Here is a 19,382-nt window from a genome sequence, read left to right on the forward strand (position 1 = left end):
ATTAAAAAAAGAATACTGCTATGAATTTGTTAAAAGTCCAAAAAAAAACCATTCGCAGAAAACGAATGGTTTAAATTTAATATATAACTCTTACAATTATTTGATCTTGAAAGCGTTTAATCCCGGGAAATAAGCATTACTTCCTAACTCTTCTTCAATTCTTAATAATTGATTGTATTTTGCCATACGATCAGAACGAGAAGCAGAACCTGTTTTAATTTGACCACAGTTTAAAGCTACAGCTAAATCAGCAATTGTATTATCTTCTGTTTCTCCTGAACGGTGAGACATTACCGAAGTATATCCTGCATTTTTAGCCATATTTACAGCTGCAATAGTTTCTGTCAAAGTACCAATTTGGTTTACTTTTACTAAAATTGAATTTGCGATTCCTTTTTCGATTCCAGTTGACAGACGCTCAACATTAGTAACGAACAAATCATCACCTACTAATTGAACTTTGTGTCCAATTTTTTCAGTTAAATATTTCCATCCATCCCAGTCATCTTCGTACATACCATCTTCGATAGAAATAATTGGATATTTAGCAGCAAGTTCCGCTAAATAATCAGCTTGCTCTTCAGAAGTTCTGATTTTTCCAGTTTCCCCTTCAAATTTAGTATAATCGTATTTTCCGTTTACATAAAATTCAGAAGCAGCACAGTCAAGAGCGATCATAATTTCGTCTCCAAAAGTATATCCTGCTTTTTCAACCGCTAATTTGATAGTATCTAAAGCATCTTCAGTACCACCAGCCAAGTTTGGCGCAAAACCACCTTCGTCACCAACAGCAGTACTTAATCCTCTGTCATGCAAAACTTTTTTCAAACTGTGAAAAATCTCAGTTCCCATTTGCATAGAATGAGAGAAAGAAGTTGCTTTTACAGGGAAAATCATAAACTCCTGAAATGCGATAGGCGCATCAGAGTGAGAACCTCCATTGATGATATTCATCATTGGCACAGGTAGTGTATTGGCAGAAACTCCACCTACATATCTGTATAATGGCAATCCAAGTTCGTTAGCAGCAGCTTTTGCAGCAGCCAAAGAAACTCCTAAAATAGCATTAGCTCCTAATTTGGATTTGTTTGGAGTTCCGTCTAAATCAATCATTAATTGATCGATAGTGTTTTGTTCGAAAACAGAAGTTCCTACTAATTCTTCAGCAATAACAGTATTTACATTATTCACTGCATTTAAAACTCCTTTTCCTAAGAATGCTTTTCCTCCGTCACGTAATTCAACAGCCTCATGTTCTCCCGTTGATGCTCCAGATGGAACAGCAGCTCTTCCTAAAACCCCATTTTCAGTTATAACATCAACCTCAATAGTAGGATTACCTCTAGAATCAAAAATTTGTCTTGCGTGAACTTTAATTATAATACTCATTATTTTTGTTTTTTATTAATAAATTATATTTTTTTTCGAAATTATAAAAATATATAATAGAAAAATTGCATTCTTACTATTAAACACCTTTATTTATTAACTATATCGTTTTAGCAGTAGCGAGTTTTATGTTCTCAACAAACTGATCAAACAAATAAGAAGAATCATGTGGTCCTGGACTAGCTTCAGGGTGATATTGTACTGAAAAACAATTCTTATTTTTCATTCGCATTCCTGCTACTGTATCGTCATTCAAATGTACGTGAGTAATCTCTAATTCCGGATGACCATCCAAAGCTTCTCTCTTGACTGCAAAACCATGGTTTTGAGAAGTTATCTCCCCTTTACCGGTAATAATATTTTTCACAGGATGATTAATTCCGCGATGACCACCAAACATTTTATAAGTTTTAACCCCATTAGCCAGAGCTATAATTTGATGACCTAAACAAATACCGAATAATGGTTTATCATCTGCTATAATTTCTTTAGCGACTTGTATTGCTCCAAATAATGGATCTGGATCTCCAGGCCCATTTGACAAGAAATATCCATCTGGATTAAATTCTGTCAAATCTTTATAGGATGAATTATATGGGAAAACTTTAATATAGCAATCTCTCTTAGCAAGATTTCTTAAAATATTCTTCTTGATACCTAAGTCTAATGCTGATATTTTGTAAGTAGCATTTTCATCTCCAAAAAAATAAGGCTCAGTAGTCGACACTTTTGAAGCCAACTCTAAACCTTCCATGTTTGGCACATTTGCCAATTCTTTTTTCAATTCTTCAACCGAAGTTCCATCCGTACAGATAACAGCATTCATAGCACCGTTATCACGGATATAACTTACCAACGCACGAGTATCAACATCAGAAATACAGATTAAATTCTCTTTTGTAAAATAATCTTCTAAACTTCCGGAAGCATCTTCACTTGAATAATTAAAGCTGAAGTTTTTACAAACTAAACCAGCAATTTTGACACTGTCAGATTCAATTTCTAAATCATTGACTCCATAATTCCCAATGTGTGCATTGGTGGCAACTAATATCTGACCAAAGTAAGAAGGATCAGTAAATATTTCCTGATATCCTGTCATCCCTGTATTAAAACAAACTTCACCAAAAGTTTTACCGCTAATTCCGATAGATTTTCCGTGAAAAATAGTTCCATCACTAAGTAATAAAATGGCGCTTTGTCGTGTAGTGTATTTCATTCTTTAATTTGTATTGTTTTTTTTTATCGTCTAATGAATCAGGCAAAACTGTTTCAATTGTAATTAGATATTTTGCAAATTTACTTCTTTAAAAGAGTGTCTCCAAGATTTTTTAAAACTTTCATTCATAAAAATAAAACCAGAGCATCAAAATAAGTTAAAAATCAGATTTCCTTAAAAAAAATCAAAAAAAAAGGATAAACTAAAAAATTAGCTTATCCTTGATTTCTATAGAATCATTACTTTCATAATTATTCAGAAGCTTCAGTAGTCGATTCTGATTCAGCAGCTGGAGCTTCTGGAGTAGTCTCCTCAGCTTTTTTTGCTTTCCCACCACGACGGCTTTTAGCTTTTTTAACTTCTTTTTTACCACCATTGTAAAGTTCATTGAAATCTACAAGTTCGATCATTGCCATATCAGCATTATCTCCTAAACGATTTCCAACTTTAATGATACGAGTGTATCCACCTGGACGGTCTCCAACTTTAGCAGCTACGTCTCTGAACAAGTCAGTTACCGCATATTTACTACGTAAGTAAGCAAAAACAATACGACGGTTGTGAGTCGTATCTTCTTTTGATTTTGTGATTAAAGGCTCAACGAATTGTTTAAGCGCTTTAGCCTTAGCAACAGTAGTGTTAATACGTTTGTGCTCAATAAGAGAACAAGCCATATTAGCCAACATAGCTTTTCTATGTCCAGTCTGTCTGCTTAAGTGATTGAATTTTTTTCCGTGTCTCATTGCTATTTTAAATTTAATCCGCCTTAGCGGATTGAATTATTCTTTATCTAATTTGTATTTAGCTAAGTCCATTCCGAAAGTTAAATTCTTAACAGCTACAAGTTCATCTAGCTCAGTTAAAGATTTTTTACCAAAATTACGGAATTTCATTAGGTCATTTTTATTGAACGATACTAAATCACCAAGTGTATCAACTTCAGCCGCTTTCAAGCAATTTAATGCTCTCACAGATAAATCCATATCAACAAGCTTAGTTTTAAGCAATTGTCTCATATGCAATGACTCTTCATCATACGATTCTGTTTGTGCAATTTCGTCAGCCTCGAGTGTAATTCTTTCGTCAGAAAATAACATGAAGTGGTGAATTAAAACTTTAGCAGCTTCAGTAAGAGCATCTTTTGGATTAATAGAACCATCAGTTTTAATTTCAAAAACTAATTTTTCATAATCTGTTTTTTGCTCAACACGGAAGTTTTCAATTGCATATTTTACATTTTTTACCGGAGTAAAAATAGAGTCTGTAAAAATGGTACCAATTGCAGCGTTCTGTTTTTTGTTCTCCTCAGCAGGAACATATCCTCTACCTTTTTCGATTGTTAAATCGAAGTTCAATTTGATTTTAGAATCTAAATTACAGATAACAAGGTCTGGGTTCAGCACTTGGAAACCTGAAATAAATTTTTGAAAATCACCTGCTGTTAGTTGATCTTTACCAGAAACAGAAATTGTAACTGCTTCATTATCGATATCTTCAATTTGACGTTTGAAACGTACTTGTTTTAGATTAAGGATAATTTCGGTAACATCTTCAACAACACCTGAAATAGTAGAAAACTCATGATCTACACCTTCGATACGAACAGATGTAATTGCATAACCTTCTAATGCTGAAAGCAAAACTCTTCTAAGTGCATTACCAACTGTCAATCCATAACCAGGTTCTAAAGGTCTAAATTCGAATTTACCTTCAAAATCGGTTGAATCGATCATGATAACTTTATCGGGCTTTTGAAAATTAAATATTGCCATAAATTTCGACTAAGTCAATTATTATTTGTTGTACAACTCTACGATTAATTGTTCTTTAATGTTTTCTGGAATTTGAAGTCTTGCAGGTACAGAAACAAAAGTTCCTTCTTTAAGATCATTATTCCAAGTAATCCATTCATAAACATGACTTGAATTTGATAAAGAACGTTCGATAGCTTCTAAAGATTTAGATTTTTCACGAACTGCAACTTTATCACCAGGTTTAAGGTGGTAAGAAGCGATATTTACAACTTCACCATTTACAGTAACGTGTCTGTGAGAAACTAATTGTCTAGCACCTCTTCTAGAAGGAGCGATACCCATTCTAAAAACAACGTTATCTAATCTTGCTTCACATAATTGTAAAAGAACTTCACCAGTAACACCTTTAGTAGCTGATGCTTTTTTGAATAAATTTCTGAATTGTTTTTCTAAAATCCCGTAAGAATATTTAGCTTTTTGCTTTTCCATTAACTGAACAGCATACTCAGATTTTTTACCTCTTTTTTTAGCCATCCCGTGTTGTCCAGGTGGGTAATTTCTTTTTTCGAAAGATTTATCATCTCCGAAGATTGCTTCGCCAAATTTACGAGCAATTCTAGTTTTTGGACCAGTATATCTTGCCATTTCTAAAAAATTAAATTTAAGGTAGAGATTATGAATTCAGGTCAAATCCTTCGATAATCTATGTTCTACCTTGTTTATACTATGAATAAATAAAATTAAACTCTACGTCTTTTTGGAGGACGACATCCGTTGTGAGGCATTGGAGTAACATCGATAATCTCAGTAACTTCAATTCCACCGTTATGAATAGAACGAATAGCAGACTCACGCCCGTTTCCTGGTCCTTTTACATAAACTTTCACTTTTTTAAGTCCAGCCTCAAGAGCTACTTTACTACAATCTTCTGCTGCCATTTGGGCTGCGTATGGAGTATTCTTTTTAGAACCTCTAAAACCCATTTTACCAGCTGAAGACCAAGAAATAACTTCACCTTTTTTGTTTGTCAAAGAAATGATGATGTTATTGAAGGTAGCAGAAATATGAGCTTCTCCCGTTGATTCAACGATAACTTTACGTTTTTTTGCAGTTGCTTTAGCCATATTACTTATTATTTAGTTGCTTTTTTCTTGTTAGCAACAGTTTTTCTTTTACCTTTTCTTGTTCTAGAGTTGTTTTTAGTTCTTTGTCCTCTTAAAGGAAGACCAGATCTATGACGGATACCTCTGTAACATCCAATATCCATTAAACGTTTGATGTTTAAAGAAACCTCAGAACGTAATTCTCCTTCAATTTTATAAAATGAAACTGCATCACGAATTGCTCCGATCTCATCATCATTCCAATCTTGAACTTTTTTGTCTTGGCTAACTTGAGCTTTTTCTAAAATCTCAATAGCTCTACTTCTTCCTAATCCAAAGATATAGGTAAGTGCTATAACACCTCTTTTATTTTTTGGGATATCTACCCCTGCTATTCTTGCCATAATTATCCTTGTCTTTGTTTAAATCTAGGATTCTTTTTGTTTATTACGTACAATCTCCCTTTTCTACGCACAATGATGCACTCGGGACTTCTCTTTTTTACTGATGCTCTAACTTTCATAGTGAATATCCTTTAATATCGATAAGTAATTCTTGCTTTTGACAAATCATAAGGACTCATTTCTAGTTTCACTTTATCACCAGGTAATAATTTGATGTAATGCATACGCATTTTACCAGAAATATGAGCAATTACGATATGTCCATTTTCTAACTCTACACGGAACATCGCATTTGATAATGCTTCGATGATTGATCCGTCTTGTTCTATTGCTGATTGTTTTGCCATATAAAAATTAAGCTACTGCTTTTCTATTTTTACCAGTCTTCATTAAACCATCATAATGTTTGTTTAACAAGTATGAATTGATTTGTTGAATAGTATCTATTGCAACTCCAACCATAATTATTAACGAGGTACCTCCAAAAAACATTGCCCAAGATTGTTGTACATCCATAATACTTACAACAATAGCTGGGAACACAGCAATCAAAGCAAGGAATAAAGATCCTGGGAAAGTTATTAAAGACATCACTTTATCAAGAAATTCTGAAGTTTCAGCTCCCGGACGAACGCCAGGAATAAAACCACCACTTCTTTTCAAATCATCAGCCATTTTGTTAGTAGGAACCGTAATCGCAGTATAGAAAAATGTAAATACAATAATTAAAGTTGCAAATACAAAATTATACCAAAATCCGAACATATTACTAAAAGCGCCAACAATAGATTGTGATGTGTCTGATTTAGACAGTCCAGCTACAGCTGCAGGTATAAACATAATTGCCTGAGCAAAAATGATTGGCATAACCCCTGAAGCATTAAGCTTTAAAGGAATCCATTGTCTGTTTCCACCTGCCAAGTCTTGCTCGTAATCCCCACTTGTTGTACGACGAGCGTACTGAACAGGAATTCTACGTACTGCCATTGTAAGCAATACACAAGAAATGATTACTAATAACCAAACGATAATTTCAATAACTAACAACATTGGACCACCATTGTTATTGGTAACTCTGGTTGTAAATTCTTGTATAAAAGCTTGCGGTAAACGAGCTAAAATACCAACCATAATCAATAATGAAATTCCATTTCCAATACCTTTATCTGTAATTTTTTCTCCAAGCCACATAGCGAAAATTGTACCAGTAACTAAGATAATAACAGAAGAAAACAAAAATTCAGGTGAATTAAAGCCTAGTAAGAATGCACTTCCAGGTAATGTTCTGTATAAATTATAGATATAAGTCGGACCTTGAACCAGTGTAATAGCTATAGTCAACCAACGAGTGATTTGATTAATCTTTTTTCTACCACTTTCTCCATCGTTTTGAAGTTTTTGCAAATAAGGAATAGCAATTCCCATTAACTGAACAACAATAGATGCAGAAATATAAGGCATAATTCCTAAAGCAAAAACTGAAGCTTTAGAGAAAGCACCTCCTGTAAACATGTCTAGGATAGATCCTAAACCATTTTTAGTTTGTCCCGCTAAACCTGTTAATTGAGTTGCGTCAATTCCAGGTAGCGTTACGTGTGCACCAAAACGATATACTAAAAGCAACCCTAATGTAATTAAGATTCTGTTTTTCAGTTCTTCGATTTTCCAAACATTACTTATTGATTCAATAAATTTCTTCATCTTAGTAGATAAGTTATATAGTTACAGCTTCTCCTCCAGCAGCTTCAATAGCAGCTTTTGCAGTAGCAGTAAATTTGTGGGCAGTTACTTTTAATTTTGCTTTCAATTCTCCTCTACCTAAAATCTTAACGATTTCATTTTTGGTAGCCAGACGATTTGCTACGAAATCTGTCATTGAAACAGAATCAGTAATCACACCATTGTCTACTAATAATTGAAGCGTATCTAAATTAACACCTTCGTATTCTTTACGATTGATGTTTGTGAAACCAAACTTAGGTACACGTCTTTGAAGTGGCATTTGCCCTCCTTCAAAACCAATCTTTTTAGAATAACCAGAACGAGATTTTGCTCCTTTGTGACCTCTTGCAGAAGTACCACCTTTTCCTGAACCTTCTCCTCTACCTAATCTTTTATTTTGATTGTGTGTTGACCCTTCAGCTGGTTGTAAGTTACTTAAATTCATAACAGTATTTGTTATTTAGCTTCTTCGACAGAAACTAAGTGTTTAACTTTGTTTATCATCCCAAGGATAGCAGGATTTGAATCATGCTCTACAACTTGTCCCATTTTACGTAGACCTAAAGCTTCCAAACCTCTCTTTTGAGAAAGAGGACAGTTGATTTTGCTTCTTACTTGTTTTACTAATAATTTAGCCATAATTTCCTTGAATTAACCTTTAAAAACTTTTTCTAAAGAAACACCTCTTTGTTTTGCAACAGTATAAGCGCTTCTCATTTGTAATAAAGCATCAAAAGTTGCTTTCACTACGTTATGAGGATTTGATGATCCTTGAGATTTAGATAATACATCGTGAATACCTACTGATTCAAGAACTGAACGAACAGCTCCACCAGCAATAACTCCTGTACCATGAGAAGCAGGAATTAAGAATACACGCGCACCACCAAATTTACCTTTTTGTTCGTGAGGAACAGATTGTCCGTTCAAAGGAATTTTTACTAAATTTTTCTTAGCATCTTCTACTGCTTTCGCAATTGCTTCAGAAACGTCTTTAGATTTTCCTAATCCATGACCAACTACTCCGTTTTCATCACCTACAACTACAATAGCAGAAAAACCGAAAGCTCTACCACCTTTTGTAACCTTAGTAACACGATTAACACTTACCAGACGATCTTTAAGTTCAAGACCACTTGGTTTTACCAATTCTACATTTTTGTATTTAGACATAATATATTAGAATTTAAGTCCAGCCGCTCTTGCGCCTTCTGCTAATGATTTAATACGACCGTGATACAAATACCCACCTCTATCAAAAGTGATGGTATCAATCCCAGCTTTTAACGCTTTCTCAGCAACTAGTTTTCCAACAGCAGCAGCAATTTCAACGTTAGTACCTTTTCCTATTTCTTTTTCTCTTGAAGATGCAGATAATAAAGTAACTCCATTCACGTCATCAATAATTTGAGCATAAATTTCTTTGTTACTTCTAAATACAGATAGTCTTGGGTTAGTAGCAGTACCACTAATCGATTTTCTAATTCTGAATCTAATTCTCTGTCTTCTATCAGATTTTGTTAATGACATAATCTTATTTTTTAAGCTGATTTACCTGCTTTTCTTCTTAATACTTCACCCACAAATTTAACACCTTTTCCTTTGTATGGCTCAGGCTTACGGAAACCTCTGATTTTCGCAGCAACCTGACCTAAAAGTTGTTTATCAAATGATGTTAATTTTACGATAGGGTTTTTACCTTTTTCAGATATTGTTTCTAAAGCTACTTCCGGAGCAATTTCTAAAACAATATTGTGAGAATATCCAAGAGCTAAATCTAACTTTTGACCTTGGTTTGAAGCTCTATAACCAACTCCAACTAATTCAAGTTCTTTTGTAAAACCTTCAGATACACCAATTATCATGTTATTGATTAACGATCTGTATAATCCGTGTTTTGCTCTTTGGTCTTTATGATCAGATGATCTTTCTAACAGAACCTGATCACCTTCAACTTTTACAGTAATGTCCGAAAACTCCTGAGTTAGTTGACCTTTTTTTCCTTTTACCGTAACGATACCATCTTTAACTTCAACAGTTACTCCAGCAGCAATTACAATTGGGCTTTTACCTATTCTTGACATCTTATTTAGTCTTTAAAATTAGTATACGTAACAAATTACTTCACCACCTACATTTAATTGTTTCGCTTGTTTTCCAGTCATAAGACCTTTTGAAGTTGAAACAATTGCAATTCCTAATCCATTAAGGATTCTTGGTAATTTGGCAGCACCTGCATATTTACGTAAACCAGGTTTACTAATTCTTTGGATATCTTTAATTACAGGCTCTTTAGTATCTTTATCATACTTTAAAGCTATTTTGATTGAACCCTGTACAGAGTTGTCTTCAAATTTGTAACTCAAGATATAACCTTGATCAAATAAGATCTTAGTTATTTCTTTTTTTAGATTAGATGCCGGAATTTCAACAACTTTGTGGTTTGCAGCCACAGCGTTACGAACTCTAGTCAAATAATCTGCAATAGGATCTGTATACATATGTATTTGATTGCGACTATGGTTTTCGGGAGGCACTCGCCTCCCGAACCTTTAATCAATTAAAATTATTTTTTGGTTTGCAAAAGTACTAACTTATTGCGAGATTACCAAGACGCTTTTTTAACTCCAGGAATTAACCCATTATTAGCCATCTCACGGAAAGTTACACGTGAAATACCGAATTGACGGATATAACCTCTTGGTCTACCTGTTAATTTGCAACGATTGTGCAAACGAACTGGTGAAGCATTTTTAGGTAATTTTTGTAAACCTTCAAAATCTCCAGCTTCTTTCAAAGCTTTTCTTTTCTCAGCATACTTTGCTACCGTTTTTTCTCTCTTAACCTCACGGGCTTTCATTGATTCTTTAGCCATGTCTTAATTCTTTTTAAAAGGTAATCCTAATTCAGCCAATAATGACTTTGCTTCCTTGTCTGTTTTTGCAGTAGTAACAAATGTAATATCCATTCCTGAAATTTTGTTTACTTTGTCAATATCAATTTCAGGGAAAATGATTTGCTCTAAAACTCCAAGATTGTAGTTACCCCTTCCGTCGAAACCAGTAGCTTTAATACCACTAAAATCTCTAACACGTGGTAAAGCAGAAGTAACAAGTCTATCTAAAAACTCATACATTCTTTCTCCACGTAAAGTAACTTTTGCTCCAATAGGCATCCCTTTTCTCAATTTGAATGACGCAACGTCTTTCTTTGAAATTGTAGATACTGCTTTTTGTCCAGTGATCTTTGTCAACTCATCAACTGCATAGTCAATAAGTTTTTTATCAGATACAGCTGCACCAACTCCACGGCTCAAAACGATTTTTTCAAGTTTTGGAACTTGCATTACGTTTGTATATCCGAATTCCTCTTTAAGAGCAGAGATTACTCTACTCTTATATTCTTCTTTTAGTCTAGGTGTATATGCCATTACTATAGTACTTGATTAGATTTTTTTGAAAATCTTACTTTCTTATCTCCTTCTACTCTAATACCAACTCTAGTTGTTTCCTTAGTTTTAGGATCAATTAGTGAAATGTTAGATATTTGTATAGAAGCTTCTTTCTTAACGATACCACCTTGAGGGTTTTTAGCACTTGGTTTTGTATGTTTCGAAACCATGTTTACACCTTCAACTATCGCTTTATTTTTCTCACGGTAAACACGTAAAACTTTACCTTCAGCACCTTTATGGTCTCCAGCAATAACTCTTACGATATCTCCTGATTTTATTTTTAGCTTTATCATCTTAAAACGAATTAAAGCACTTCTGGTGCTAATGATACAATTTTCATGAATTGTTTTTCACGAAGTTCTCTTGCTACCGGACCAAAAACACGTGTTCCTCTCATTTCCCCTGCAGCGTTCAAAAGAACACATGCATTATCATCGAAACGGATATAAGAACCATCAGCTCTTCTCACTTCTTTTTTGGTACGTACAACAACTGCAGTTGAAACAGCTCCTTTTTTAACGTTACCGTTAGGAGTTGCATCTTTAATAGATACTACAATCTTGTCACCAACAGAGGCATACCTTCTTTTGGTACCTCCTAAAACACGGATAGTTAAAACTTCTTTTGCTCCCGTGTTATCTGCTACTTTTAGTCTTGATTCCTGTTGTACCATAATTATTTAGCTCTTTCTAAGATTTCAACTAATCTCCAACATTTTGTTTTACTTAAAGGACGCGTCTCGCTAATTCTTACAGTATCTCCAATGTTACAGTCGTTTGTTTCGTCGTGTGCAACGTATTTCTTTGTTTTCAACACGAACTTACCGTATAATGGGTGTTTTACTTTTCTTACTTCAGCAATAACAATAGACTTATCCATTTTATTTGAAGTAACAACACCTATTCTTTCTTTTCTTAAATTTCTTTTTTCTTCCATCTTTCAGCAGAATACAATTATTGTAACTCTCTTTTAGTTAACTCTGTAGCCAATCTTGCAACTGTTCTTCTTACACTTCTAATTTGAAGTGGGTTCTCAATTGGAGAAATAGCGTGAGCCATTTTTAGGTCAGCATATATTTTCTTAGTTTGACTAAGTTTTTCTTGCAACTCCGCTGCAGAAAGATCTTTTATTTCTGATTGTTTCATAATATAAATTTAATTATGCTTCGAAATCTCTAGCAACGACGAATTTAGTTTTTACTGGAAGCTTTTGAGCTGCAAGACGTAAAGCCTCTTTTGCAACTGATAAAGGAACTCCTCCAACTTCAAACATAATTCTTCCGGGTTTAACAACGGCAGCCCAATATTCAACGGCACCTTTACCTTTACCCATACGTACCTCAAGAGGTTTCTTAGTAATTGGTTTGTCTGGAAATATTTTGATCCATAATTGTCCTTCTCTCTTCATGAAACGAGTTGCAGCAATACGTGCAGCTTCGATTTGACGAGAAGTTAAGAACATTCCATCTTCATGTACAGATTTAATACCAAACATTCCATTAGAAAGTTCATGCCCTCTTTGAGAGTTACCTTTCATTTTACCCTTCTGTACCTTACGGTATTTTGTTCTTTTAGGCTGTAACATTTTTCTTTAGTTTAAAAATTTACTTTCTTTTACGAGCGTCTGGTTTACCACCTTTATTAAAAGGTTTTCTGTCTCCTCTCGGAGAATCTCCACCTTTACCACCACCAGTTCCAGATTGTTTTTTATCCATTCCTGCAAGTGGAGAAAGATCTCTCTTTCCATAAACTTCACCTTTCATGATCCATACTTTGATACCCATTCTACCGTAAGTAGTATGAGCTTCAGCCAAAGCATAATCAATGTCAGCTCTGAAAGTTGATAGAGGAATTCTACCTTCTTTGAAACCTTCTGAACGTGCCATCTCAGCACCATTCAAACGACCAGAAATCAAAACTTTGATACCTTCAGCGTTCATACGCATAGAAGCAGCAATAGCCATTTTGATTGCACGTCTGTAAGAAATACGGCTTTCGATTTGACGAGCGATGCTTGTCGCCACAAGATAAGCATCTAATTCAGGTCTTTTGATTTCAAAGATGTTGATTTGAACCTCTTTGTCAGTAACTTTCTTAAGTTCTTCTTTCAACTTGTCTACCTCTTGTCCACCTTTTCCGATAATGATACCAGGTCTGGCAGTAGTGATAGTAACGGTTACAAGTTTCAAAGTTCTCTCGATGATTACTTTTGATACACTAGCTTTTGATAAACGAGCGTGGATATACTTTCTGATTTTGTGATCTTCGGCAAGTTTATCACCGTAATCATTTCCACCATACCAGTTTGAGTCCCACCCTCTGATGATACCAAGTCTATTTCCAATTGGATTTGTCTTTTGTCCCATGCTGCTTAAGAATTGCTTTGTGTGTTATTGATAGCTCCAAGCACGATTGTTACGTGATTAGAACGTTTTCTTATTCTGTGTGCACGACCTTGTGGAGCTGGACGAAGTCTTTTCAACATCATTCCACCATCTACTCTGATCTCTTTAACAAATAACCCAGCTTCTTCTAAATTACCTTCGCTATTTTTTTGCTCCCAGTTGTTGATTGCAGATAATAATAGTTTCTCTAATTTTCTTGAAGCTTCTTTAGAACTAAATCTTAAGATGTTAAGTGCTCTTTCTACCTTCTGACCTCTTACCAAGTCCGCTACTAAGCGCATTTTTCTAGGTGAAGTAGGGCAGTTATTCAATTTTGCGAAAGCAATAGACTTATTAGCCTCTTTTCTCGCATCTGCTGTTTCTCTTTTACGAACTCCCATTGCTTCTTATTTTTTACCTTTATTTTTTGCTCCAGCATGACCTCTAAAAGATCTAGTTGGTGAAAATTCTCCTAATTTGTGACCTACCATGTTTTCTGTTACGTAAACTGGTACAAATTGACGACCGTTATGAACTGCGATAGTTTGTCCAACGAAATCCGGAGTAATCATAGAAGCTCTAGACCAAGTCTTTACTACACTATTTTTACCACTTTCTACGTTTTCCTGAACTTTCTTGTCTAACTTATAATGAACGAAAGGTCCTTTTTTTAATGAACGTGCCATATCTTATTATTTCTTTCTACGTTCTACGATATACTTGTTACTCGGGTTTTTCTTAGAACGAGTTCTATAACCTTTTGCTGGTATTCCATTTCTTGAACGTGGATGTCCACCAGAAGAACGTCCTTCTCCACCACCCATTGGGTGATCAACAGGGTTCATCGCAACAGGTCTTGTTCTAGGTCTTCTTCCTAACCATCTTGTTCTACCTGCTTTACCAGATACAACTAATTGGTGGTCTGAATTAGAAACAGCTCCAATTGTAGCCGAACAAGTTAACAAGATCAATCTTGTTTCACCAGATGGCATTTTAATTGTAGCATATTTTCCATCTCTTGCCATTAATTGAGCAAATGTACCAGCTGAACGAGCAATTACTGCTCCTTGACCTGGACGTAACTCAATACAAGAGATTACAGTTCCTAAAGGAATTCTGCTTAAAGGCAATGTATTACCAATTTCAGGTTGAGATTCTGGACCAGAAACTAATTTCTGACCAACTTTCAATCCGTTTTGAGCAATTACATAAGTTTTCTCTCCATCAGCATAAGCTAATAAAGCGATAAATGCAGTACGATTTGGATCGTATTCGATTGATTTCACTGTAGCCGGAATTCCGTCTTTAGTTCTTTTGAAATCAATAATACGATATCTCTGCTTGTGACCACCACCCGTATAACGCATGGTCATCTTTCCTTGACTATTTCTACCTCCAGAGTTTTTTATCGGCGCTATCAAAGAGCGTTCCGGCTTATCAGTTGTAATGGCGTCATAACCATTCACAACTCTAAATCGCTGACCTGGGGTAATAGGTTTTAATTTTCTTACTGACATTTTTCTATCTTAGATATTGTTGTAAAAATCAATTGTTTCTCCTTCTTGTACTTGAACAATCGCTTTTTTATATGCATTTGTCTTTCCACTGATCAAACCACTTTTAGTGTATTTTGTGCTTCTATCCGGTCTTACGTTCATCGTGTTAACTGAAACGATAGTTACTCCATAAGCAGCTTCAACAGCTTTCTTAATTTGAACTTTGTTTGCTTTTTTGTCAACAACGAATCCGAAGCGGTTTAAAACTTCACTTTCTTTGGTTACTTTTTCTGTTACTATAGGTCTAATTATGATACTCATATTCCTATTATTTGCTTAAATTTTCTTCGATTAACTCCAAAGAACCTTCTAAAAGCACTAAATTGTTAGTGTTTAAAATAGCGTAAGTGCTTAATTCTGAGCTAGTTACGACATTAGAAGCCTTTAAATTGCGTGACGACAAATATACATTTTTATTTGACTCTCCCAACACAAATAGAGATTTTTTATTTTCTAACCCTAAAGCTTTCAAAACGTTAATGAAATTTTTAGTGTTTGGCGCTTCAAAATTAAAGTCTTCAAGAACGATAATATTCGACTCTTTTGCTTTGATTGAGAAAGCTGATTTTCTCGCCAATCTTTTCAAGCTTTTATTCAATTTGAATGAATAACTTCTTGGTCTTGGTCCAAAAATTGTTCCACCACCTTTAAACAATGGATTTTTGATACTTCCCGCACGAGCTGTACCAGTTCCTTTTTGTTTTTTAATCTTACGTGTACTTCCTGTCACTTCAGCTCTTTCTTTAGCTTTGTGAGTTCCTTGTCTTTGATTAGCAAGATATTGCTTTACATCAAGGTATACAGCGTGATTGTTTGGTTCAATTGCGAATACTGAATCAGAAAGTTGAACTTTTCTTCCAGTATCTTTTCCGTTGAAATCTAATACTTTTACTTCCATTACTTCTGAATGATTACATAAGAGTTTTTATGTCCAGGAACACATCCTTTAATAACAAGTAGGTTCTTTTCAGCAACCACTTTTAAAACTCTAAGGTTTTGAACTTTTACATTATCTCCTCCCATTCTTCCAGCCATACGCATTCCTTTGAATACTCTAGATGGATAAGAAGAAGCCCCCACAGAACCTGGTGCTCTTAAACGGTTGTGTTGACCGTGAGTTGCTTGTCCAACACCACCAAATCCGTGACGTTTAACAACCCCTTGAAAACCTTTACCTTTAGATACACCTTGTACATCTACAAATTCTCCTTCAGCAAAAATAGAAACATCAATAAGATCTCCTAATTTTTGTTCAGTTGCAAAATCTTGAAATTCAACGACTTTTTTCTTAGCAACAGTTCCAGCTTTTTTAAAGTGACCTAAAGCCGCTTTAGTGGAATGTTTCTCGTTTTTGTCATCGAAACCAAGTTGCAACGCTTCGTACCCGTCAACACCTTTGGTTCTGACTTGGGTAACAACACACGGCCCAGCCTCGATTACTGTACAAGGAATGTTTTTCCCGTTTTCGTCGAAAATACTAGTCATGCCGATTTTTTTACCAATTAACCCAGACATAAATATTAATTATTAATTACTAAAATTCCCTTCAATTTGAAAATAACAGAAATTTCCAAACAGGGAGTGCAAAAGTATACATTAAAATTGAATATACCAAACAGTTAGAAAAATTAAATGTCTCATAATCAAAATCAAAGCTTCGATTCCTCCTCATTCAATATTTTATTCTTCAAGAAAATCAAATTTTAATATTTTAACAAACACCTTTATTTACCTTAACAATTACATAATCTCGACAAGAAAAAACACTCGCAGCAGCCTAAACAAAAGACATTTCAGTAAAAACAAAGAAATAAATCACAAAAATAAATAACTCAAAACAAACTAGTGTCAAAAATTTCAGCAACAAAAAAAGCGAGACATTTCTGACTCGCTTTTATATATAAAATATAATAAAAAATTATACTTTTATTTCTACTTCAACTCCACTTGGCAATTCAAGTTTCATTAATGCATCAATAGTTTTAGATGAAGATGAATAAATATCAATCAATCTCTTGTATGACATTACTTCAAATTGCTCTCTCGCTTTTTTGTTAACGTGCGGAGAACGTAACACAGTGAAAAGTTTTTTGTGAGTTGGTAACGGAATTGGACCTGTTACAACTGCTCCAGTAGTTTTTACTGTTTTTACGATCTTTTCAGCAGATTTATCTACCAACATGTGATCGTAAGATTTTAGTTTTATTCTGATTTTTTGACTCATTTTCTTAAGAATTAAGCGTTACCTTTTGCTTTTTTAATTACAGCTTCTGAAATATTAGAAGGTGTTTCTGCATAGTGAGAAAACTCCATTGTTGAAGTTGCTCTACCAGAAGATAATGTTCTTAATGTTGTTACATATCCAAACATTTCTGATAAAGGCACATCAGCCTTAATAGTTTTAGCACCGTTTCTATCACCCATGTCGTTAACCTGACCTCTACGACGGTTGATATCACCTACGATATCTCCCATGTTTTCTTCAGGAGTAATAACTTCCATTTTCATGATAGGCTCAAGAATAATAGCTCCAGCAGCTTTCGCTACTTCTCTATAACCCATTCTTGCTGCTAATTCAAAAGAAAGAGCATCAGAATCGACAGGGTGGAAAGATCCGTCTGTCAAAGTTACTTTCAAACTATCCACTTGATAACCAGCCAAAGGACCAGTTTTCATAGCTTCACGGAAACCTTTTTCTACAGATGGAATATATTCCTTAGGAACGTTACCACCTTTTACTGCATTAATAAACTGTAATCCTACAGGAACTTTACCATCAACTTCGTCAGCTGGCTCAAGTGTAAATACGATATCACCGAATTTACCACGACCTCCTGATTGTTTCTTGTAAGTTTCTCTATGCGTAGCAGTTCTTGTAAACGCTTCTTTATATTCAACTTGAGGCTCACCTTGGTTCACTTCAACTTTAAATTCACGTTTCATACGATCTACTAGGATATCTAAGTGAAGCTCACCCATACCAGAGATAATAGTTTGCCCTGAAGCCTCATCTGTTCTAACAGTAAATGTTGGATCTTCTTCAGCTAATTTAGCCAAAGCCATACCCATCTTATCAACGTCAGCTTTAGTTTTAGGCTCAATTGCAATACCAATTACCGGCGCAGGGAATTTCATAGACTCAAGAATAATTGGGTGTTTTTCATCACACAATGTATCTCCAGTTTTGATATCTTTAAATCCAACAGCAGCTCCAATATCTCCAGCCTCAATAAATTCGATTGGATTTTGTTTGTTAGCGTGCATTTGGTAGATACGAGAAATTCTTTCTTTATTTCCTGAACGTGTGTTCAAAACATAAGAACCAGCATCTAAACGACCAGAGTAAGCACGGAAGAAAGCTAAACGACCTACGAATGGGTCAGTAGCAATTTTAAATGCCAAAGCAGCGAACGGCTCTTTTACATCTGGCTTACGCAAGATTTTAGTTTGATCTTCTTCTAATAATTCAGCATCATCAGGATGAATCCCTTCAATACCTTCCTTATCCATAGGAGAAGGTAAATATTTACAAACTGCATCTAACATGAATTGAACTCCTTTGTTTTTGAAAGAAGAACCAGCGATCATAGGAATGATTGCCATATCCATAGTAGCAGCTCTTAAAGCCTTGTTGATTTCTTCCTCTGTAATAGAGTTTTCATCTTCCATGAATTTCTCTAAAAGATTTTCATCATAATCAGCAACCGCCTCAATAAGAATAGATCTGTATTCTTTAACCTCTGCAACCATATCCTCAGGAATAGGCACAATATCAAAAGTTGCCCCTTGAGTTGCATCATGCCAAATGATAGCTTGGTTTTTTACTAAATCTACAACACCTTTGAAATCATTTTCTTCACCAATTGGCAAAGTGATTGCAACAGCATTTGATTTTAGCATATCACGAACTTGTTGACAAACTGCCAAAAAGTTAGATCCTTGACGGTCCATTTTGTTAACGAATCCCATACGAGGAACTCTGTATTGATCAGCAAGTCTCCAGTTAGTTTCTGATTGCGGCTCAACACCATCAACAGCACTAAACAAGAAAACCAATCCATCAAGTACACGTAAAGAACGGTTTACCTCTACAGTAAAGTCAACGTGCCCAGGAGTATCAATAATATTAAAGTGATATGGCAAAGATTCAGGCAAAATTTTACCTTGCTCAGTTGGAAAATTCCACTCACAAGTTGTTGCAGCTGAAGTAATTGTAATACCTCTTTCTTGCTCTTGAGCCATCCAGTCCATTGTCGCAGCACCATCGTGTACTTCACCAATTTTATGTGACTTTCCAGTATAAAAAAGAATACGCTCAGTTGTTGTTGTTTTACCAGCATCAATGTGAGCAGCAATTCCGATATTTCTTGTATATTTTAAATCTCTAGCCATTTCTTA

General features: G+C 34.8%; 32 protein-coding genes. All 32 read right to left on the reverse strand.

What is annotated here, in order from left to right:
- Positions 1–96 precede the first annotated feature (96 nt).
- On the reverse strand, positions 97–1,389 hold the full coding sequence (gene eno / locus B0M43_RS01890) for a phosphopyruvate hydratase (protein ID WP_065450860.1): 1,293 nt from the start codon (positions 1,387–1,389) through the stop codon (positions 97–99).
- 100 nt (positions 1,390–1,489) lie between these two features.
- The gene (gene carA / locus B0M43_RS01895; protein ID WP_078005997.1) at positions 1,490–2,608 is read right to left on the reverse strand and encodes a glutamine-hydrolyzing carbamoyl-phosphate synthase small subunit; all 1,119 of its coding nucleotides are present in this window, start codon (positions 2,606–2,608) and stop codon (positions 1,490–1,492) included.
- Between the two features lie 251 nt (positions 2,609–2,859).
- Positions 2,860–3,351, reverse strand: a complete 492-nt coding sequence (gene rplQ, locus B0M43_RS01900) for a 50S ribosomal protein L17 (protein WP_029272056.1) — start codon at positions 3,349–3,351, stop codon at positions 2,860–2,862.
- A 36-nt stretch (positions 3,352–3,387) separates the two neighbouring features.
- The gene (locus tag B0M43_RS01905; RefSeq protein WP_026109818.1) at positions 3,388–4,380 is read right to left on the reverse strand and encodes a DNA-directed RNA polymerase subunit alpha; all 993 of its coding nucleotides are present in this window, start codon (positions 4,378–4,380) and stop codon (positions 3,388–3,390) included.
- Positions 4,381–4,401: 21 nt separating this feature from the next.
- A complete protein-coding gene (rpsD, locus tag B0M43_RS01910; RefSeq protein WP_026982953.1) occupies positions 4,402–5,007 on the reverse strand; it encodes a 30S ribosomal protein S4 in 606 nt (201 codons plus the stop codon).
- Positions 5,008–5,102: 95 nt separating this feature from the next.
- Positions 5,103–5,486, reverse strand: a complete 384-nt coding sequence (gene rpsK, locus B0M43_RS01915) for a 30S ribosomal protein S11 (RefSeq protein ID WP_007803677.1) — start codon at positions 5,484–5,486, stop codon at positions 5,103–5,105.
- Positions 5,487–5,494: 8 nt separating this feature from the next.
- Positions 5,495–5,869, reverse strand: coding sequence for a 30S ribosomal protein S13 (gene rpsM / locus B0M43_RS01920; RefSeq protein WP_007803675.1), 375 nt, complete (start codon positions 5,867–5,869; stop codon positions 5,495–5,497).
- A 2-nt stretch (positions 5,870–5,871) separates the two neighbouring features.
- Positions 5,872–5,988, reverse strand: coding sequence for a type B 50S ribosomal protein L36 (ykgO, locus tag B0M43_RS01925; RefSeq protein ID WP_072945378.1), 117 nt, complete (start codon positions 5,986–5,988; stop codon positions 5,872–5,874).
- Between the two features lie 12 nt (positions 5,989–6,000).
- Positions 6,001–6,216 carry a translation initiation factor IF-1 gene (infA, locus tag B0M43_RS01930; RefSeq protein WP_007136545.1) on the reverse strand — a complete coding sequence of 72 codons (216 nt, stop codon included), beginning with the start codon at positions 6,214–6,216 and terminating at the stop codon, positions 6,001–6,003.
- 7 nt (positions 6,217–6,223) lie between these two features.
- Positions 6,224–7,570, reverse strand: a complete 1,347-nt coding sequence (gene secY, locus B0M43_RS01935) for a preprotein translocase subunit SecY (protein WP_065450858.1) — start codon at positions 7,568–7,570, stop codon at positions 6,224–6,226.
- A 13-nt stretch (positions 7,571–7,583) separates the two neighbouring features.
- Positions 7,584–8,036, reverse strand: a complete 453-nt coding sequence (rplO, locus tag B0M43_RS01940) for a 50S ribosomal protein L15 (RefSeq protein WP_017495009.1) — start codon at positions 8,034–8,036, stop codon at positions 7,584–7,586.
- Between the two features lie 11 nt (positions 8,037–8,047).
- The gene (rpmD, locus tag B0M43_RS01945) at positions 8,048–8,230 is read right to left on the reverse strand and encodes a 50S ribosomal protein L30 (RefSeq protein ID WP_017495010.1); all 183 of its coding nucleotides are present in this window, start codon (positions 8,228–8,230) and stop codon (positions 8,048–8,050) included.
- A gap of 12 nt (positions 8,231–8,242) precedes the next feature.
- Positions 8,243–8,767 carry a 30S ribosomal protein S5 gene (gene rpsE / locus B0M43_RS01950; RefSeq protein ID WP_085950271.1) on the reverse strand — a complete coding sequence of 175 codons (525 nt, stop codon included), beginning with the start codon at positions 8,765–8,767 and terminating at the stop codon, positions 8,243–8,245.
- A gap of 3 nt (positions 8,768–8,770) precedes the next feature.
- Positions 8,771–9,121, reverse strand: a complete 351-nt coding sequence (gene rplR / locus B0M43_RS01955) for a 50S ribosomal protein L18 (protein WP_065450857.1) — start codon at positions 9,119–9,121, stop codon at positions 8,771–8,773.
- An 11-nt stretch (positions 9,122–9,132) separates the two neighbouring features.
- Positions 9,133–9,675: a 50S ribosomal protein L6 gene (rplF, locus tag B0M43_RS01960; RefSeq protein WP_042565877.1), complete on the reverse strand. Its 543-nt coding sequence runs from the start codon at positions 9,673–9,675 to the stop codon at positions 9,133–9,135.
- An 18-nt stretch (positions 9,676–9,693) separates the two neighbouring features.
- Complete coding sequence (gene rpsH, locus B0M43_RS01965; RefSeq protein ID WP_017495014.1) at positions 9,694–10,092, reverse strand: 30S ribosomal protein S8; 399 nt, start codon at positions 10,090–10,092, stop codon at positions 9,694–9,696.
- Between the two features lie 104 nt (positions 10,093–10,196).
- Entirely contained in the window at positions 10,197–10,466 is a 270-nt protein-coding gene (rpsN, locus tag B0M43_RS01970) for a 30S ribosomal protein S14 (protein ID WP_007803655.1), read from the reverse strand.
- Between the two features lie 3 nt (positions 10,467–10,469).
- On the reverse strand, positions 10,470–11,021 hold the full coding sequence (gene rplE, locus B0M43_RS01975) for a 50S ribosomal protein L5 (RefSeq protein ID WP_007803652.1): 552 nt from the start codon (positions 11,019–11,021) through the stop codon (positions 10,470–10,472).
- Between the two features lie 2 nt (positions 11,022–11,023).
- Entirely contained in the window at positions 11,024–11,338 is a 315-nt protein-coding gene (gene rplX / locus B0M43_RS01980; protein ID WP_007803650.1) for a 50S ribosomal protein L24, read from the reverse strand.
- Between the two features lie 11 nt (positions 11,339–11,349).
- Entirely contained in the window at positions 11,350–11,718 is a 369-nt protein-coding gene (rplN, locus tag B0M43_RS01985; RefSeq protein ID WP_007803649.1) for a 50S ribosomal protein L14, read from the reverse strand.
- A 2-nt stretch (positions 11,719–11,720) separates the two neighbouring features.
- Positions 11,721–11,981 carry a 30S ribosomal protein S17 gene (gene rpsQ, locus B0M43_RS01990; protein ID WP_007803646.1) on the reverse strand — a complete coding sequence of 87 codons (261 nt, stop codon included), beginning with the start codon at positions 11,979–11,981 and terminating at the stop codon, positions 11,721–11,723.
- Positions 11,982–11,998: 17 nt separating this feature from the next.
- Positions 11,999–12,190, reverse strand: a complete 192-nt coding sequence (gene rpmC, locus B0M43_RS01995) for a 50S ribosomal protein L29 (protein WP_007803639.1) — start codon at positions 12,188–12,190, stop codon at positions 11,999–12,001.
- Positions 12,191–12,203: 13 nt separating this feature from the next.
- Positions 12,204–12,629: a 50S ribosomal protein L16 gene (gene rplP / locus B0M43_RS02000; protein WP_007803637.1), complete on the reverse strand. Its 426-nt coding sequence runs from the start codon at positions 12,627–12,629 to the stop codon at positions 12,204–12,206.
- A gap of 19 nt (positions 12,630–12,648) precedes the next feature.
- Entirely contained in the window at positions 12,649–13,410 is a 762-nt protein-coding gene (gene rpsC, locus B0M43_RS02005) for a 30S ribosomal protein S3 (RefSeq protein WP_007803635.1), read from the reverse strand.
- Positions 13,411–13,415: 5 nt separating this feature from the next.
- Entirely contained in the window at positions 13,416–13,829 is a 414-nt protein-coding gene (rplV, locus tag B0M43_RS02010; RefSeq protein ID WP_007803631.1) for a 50S ribosomal protein L22, read from the reverse strand.
- A gap of 6 nt (positions 13,830–13,835) precedes the next feature.
- Positions 13,836–14,114: a 30S ribosomal protein S19 gene (gene rpsS / locus B0M43_RS02015; RefSeq protein WP_012022488.1), complete on the reverse strand. Its 279-nt coding sequence runs from the start codon at positions 14,112–14,114 to the stop codon at positions 13,836–13,838.
- A gap of 6 nt (positions 14,115–14,120) precedes the next feature.
- Positions 14,121–14,945: a 50S ribosomal protein L2 gene (gene rplB, locus B0M43_RS02020; RefSeq protein ID WP_007803623.1), complete on the reverse strand. Its 825-nt coding sequence runs from the start codon at positions 14,943–14,945 to the stop codon at positions 14,121–14,123.
- A 9-nt stretch (positions 14,946–14,954) separates the two neighbouring features.
- Positions 14,955–15,245: a 50S ribosomal protein L23 gene (gene rplW / locus B0M43_RS02025; protein WP_065450856.1), complete on the reverse strand. Its 291-nt coding sequence runs from the start codon at positions 15,243–15,245 to the stop codon at positions 14,955–14,957.
- 7 nt (positions 15,246–15,252) lie between these two features.
- Positions 15,253–15,882 carry a 50S ribosomal protein L4 gene (gene rplD, locus B0M43_RS02030; protein ID WP_065450855.1) on the reverse strand — a complete coding sequence of 210 codons (630 nt, stop codon included), beginning with the start codon at positions 15,880–15,882 and terminating at the stop codon, positions 15,253–15,255.
- Positions 15,882–16,499 carry a 50S ribosomal protein L3 gene (gene rplC / locus B0M43_RS02035; protein ID WP_007803612.1) on the reverse strand — a complete coding sequence of 206 codons (618 nt, stop codon included), beginning with the start codon at positions 16,497–16,499 and terminating at the stop codon, positions 15,882–15,884. Before rplC ends, rplD begins: the two co-directional genes overlap by 1 nt.
- Before the next feature lie 403 nt (positions 16,500–16,902).
- On the reverse strand, positions 16,903–17,208 hold the full coding sequence (gene rpsJ / locus B0M43_RS02040; protein ID WP_007803605.1) for a 30S ribosomal protein S10: 306 nt from the start codon (positions 17,206–17,208) through the stop codon (positions 16,903–16,905).
- An 11-nt stretch (positions 17,209–17,219) separates the two neighbouring features.
- On the reverse strand, positions 17,220–19,376 hold the full coding sequence (gene fusA / locus B0M43_RS02045) for an elongation factor G (RefSeq protein WP_065450854.1): 2,157 nt from the start codon (positions 19,374–19,376) through the stop codon (positions 17,220–17,222).
- Positions 19,377–19,382 lie beyond the last annotated feature (6 nt).

The sequence above is a fragment of the Flavobacterium sp. KBS0721 genome (genome assembly GCF_002007065.3).
GTDB classification, from domain to species: Bacteria; Bacteroidota; Bacteroidia; order Flavobacteriales; family Flavobacteriaceae; genus Flavobacterium; species Flavobacterium piscis.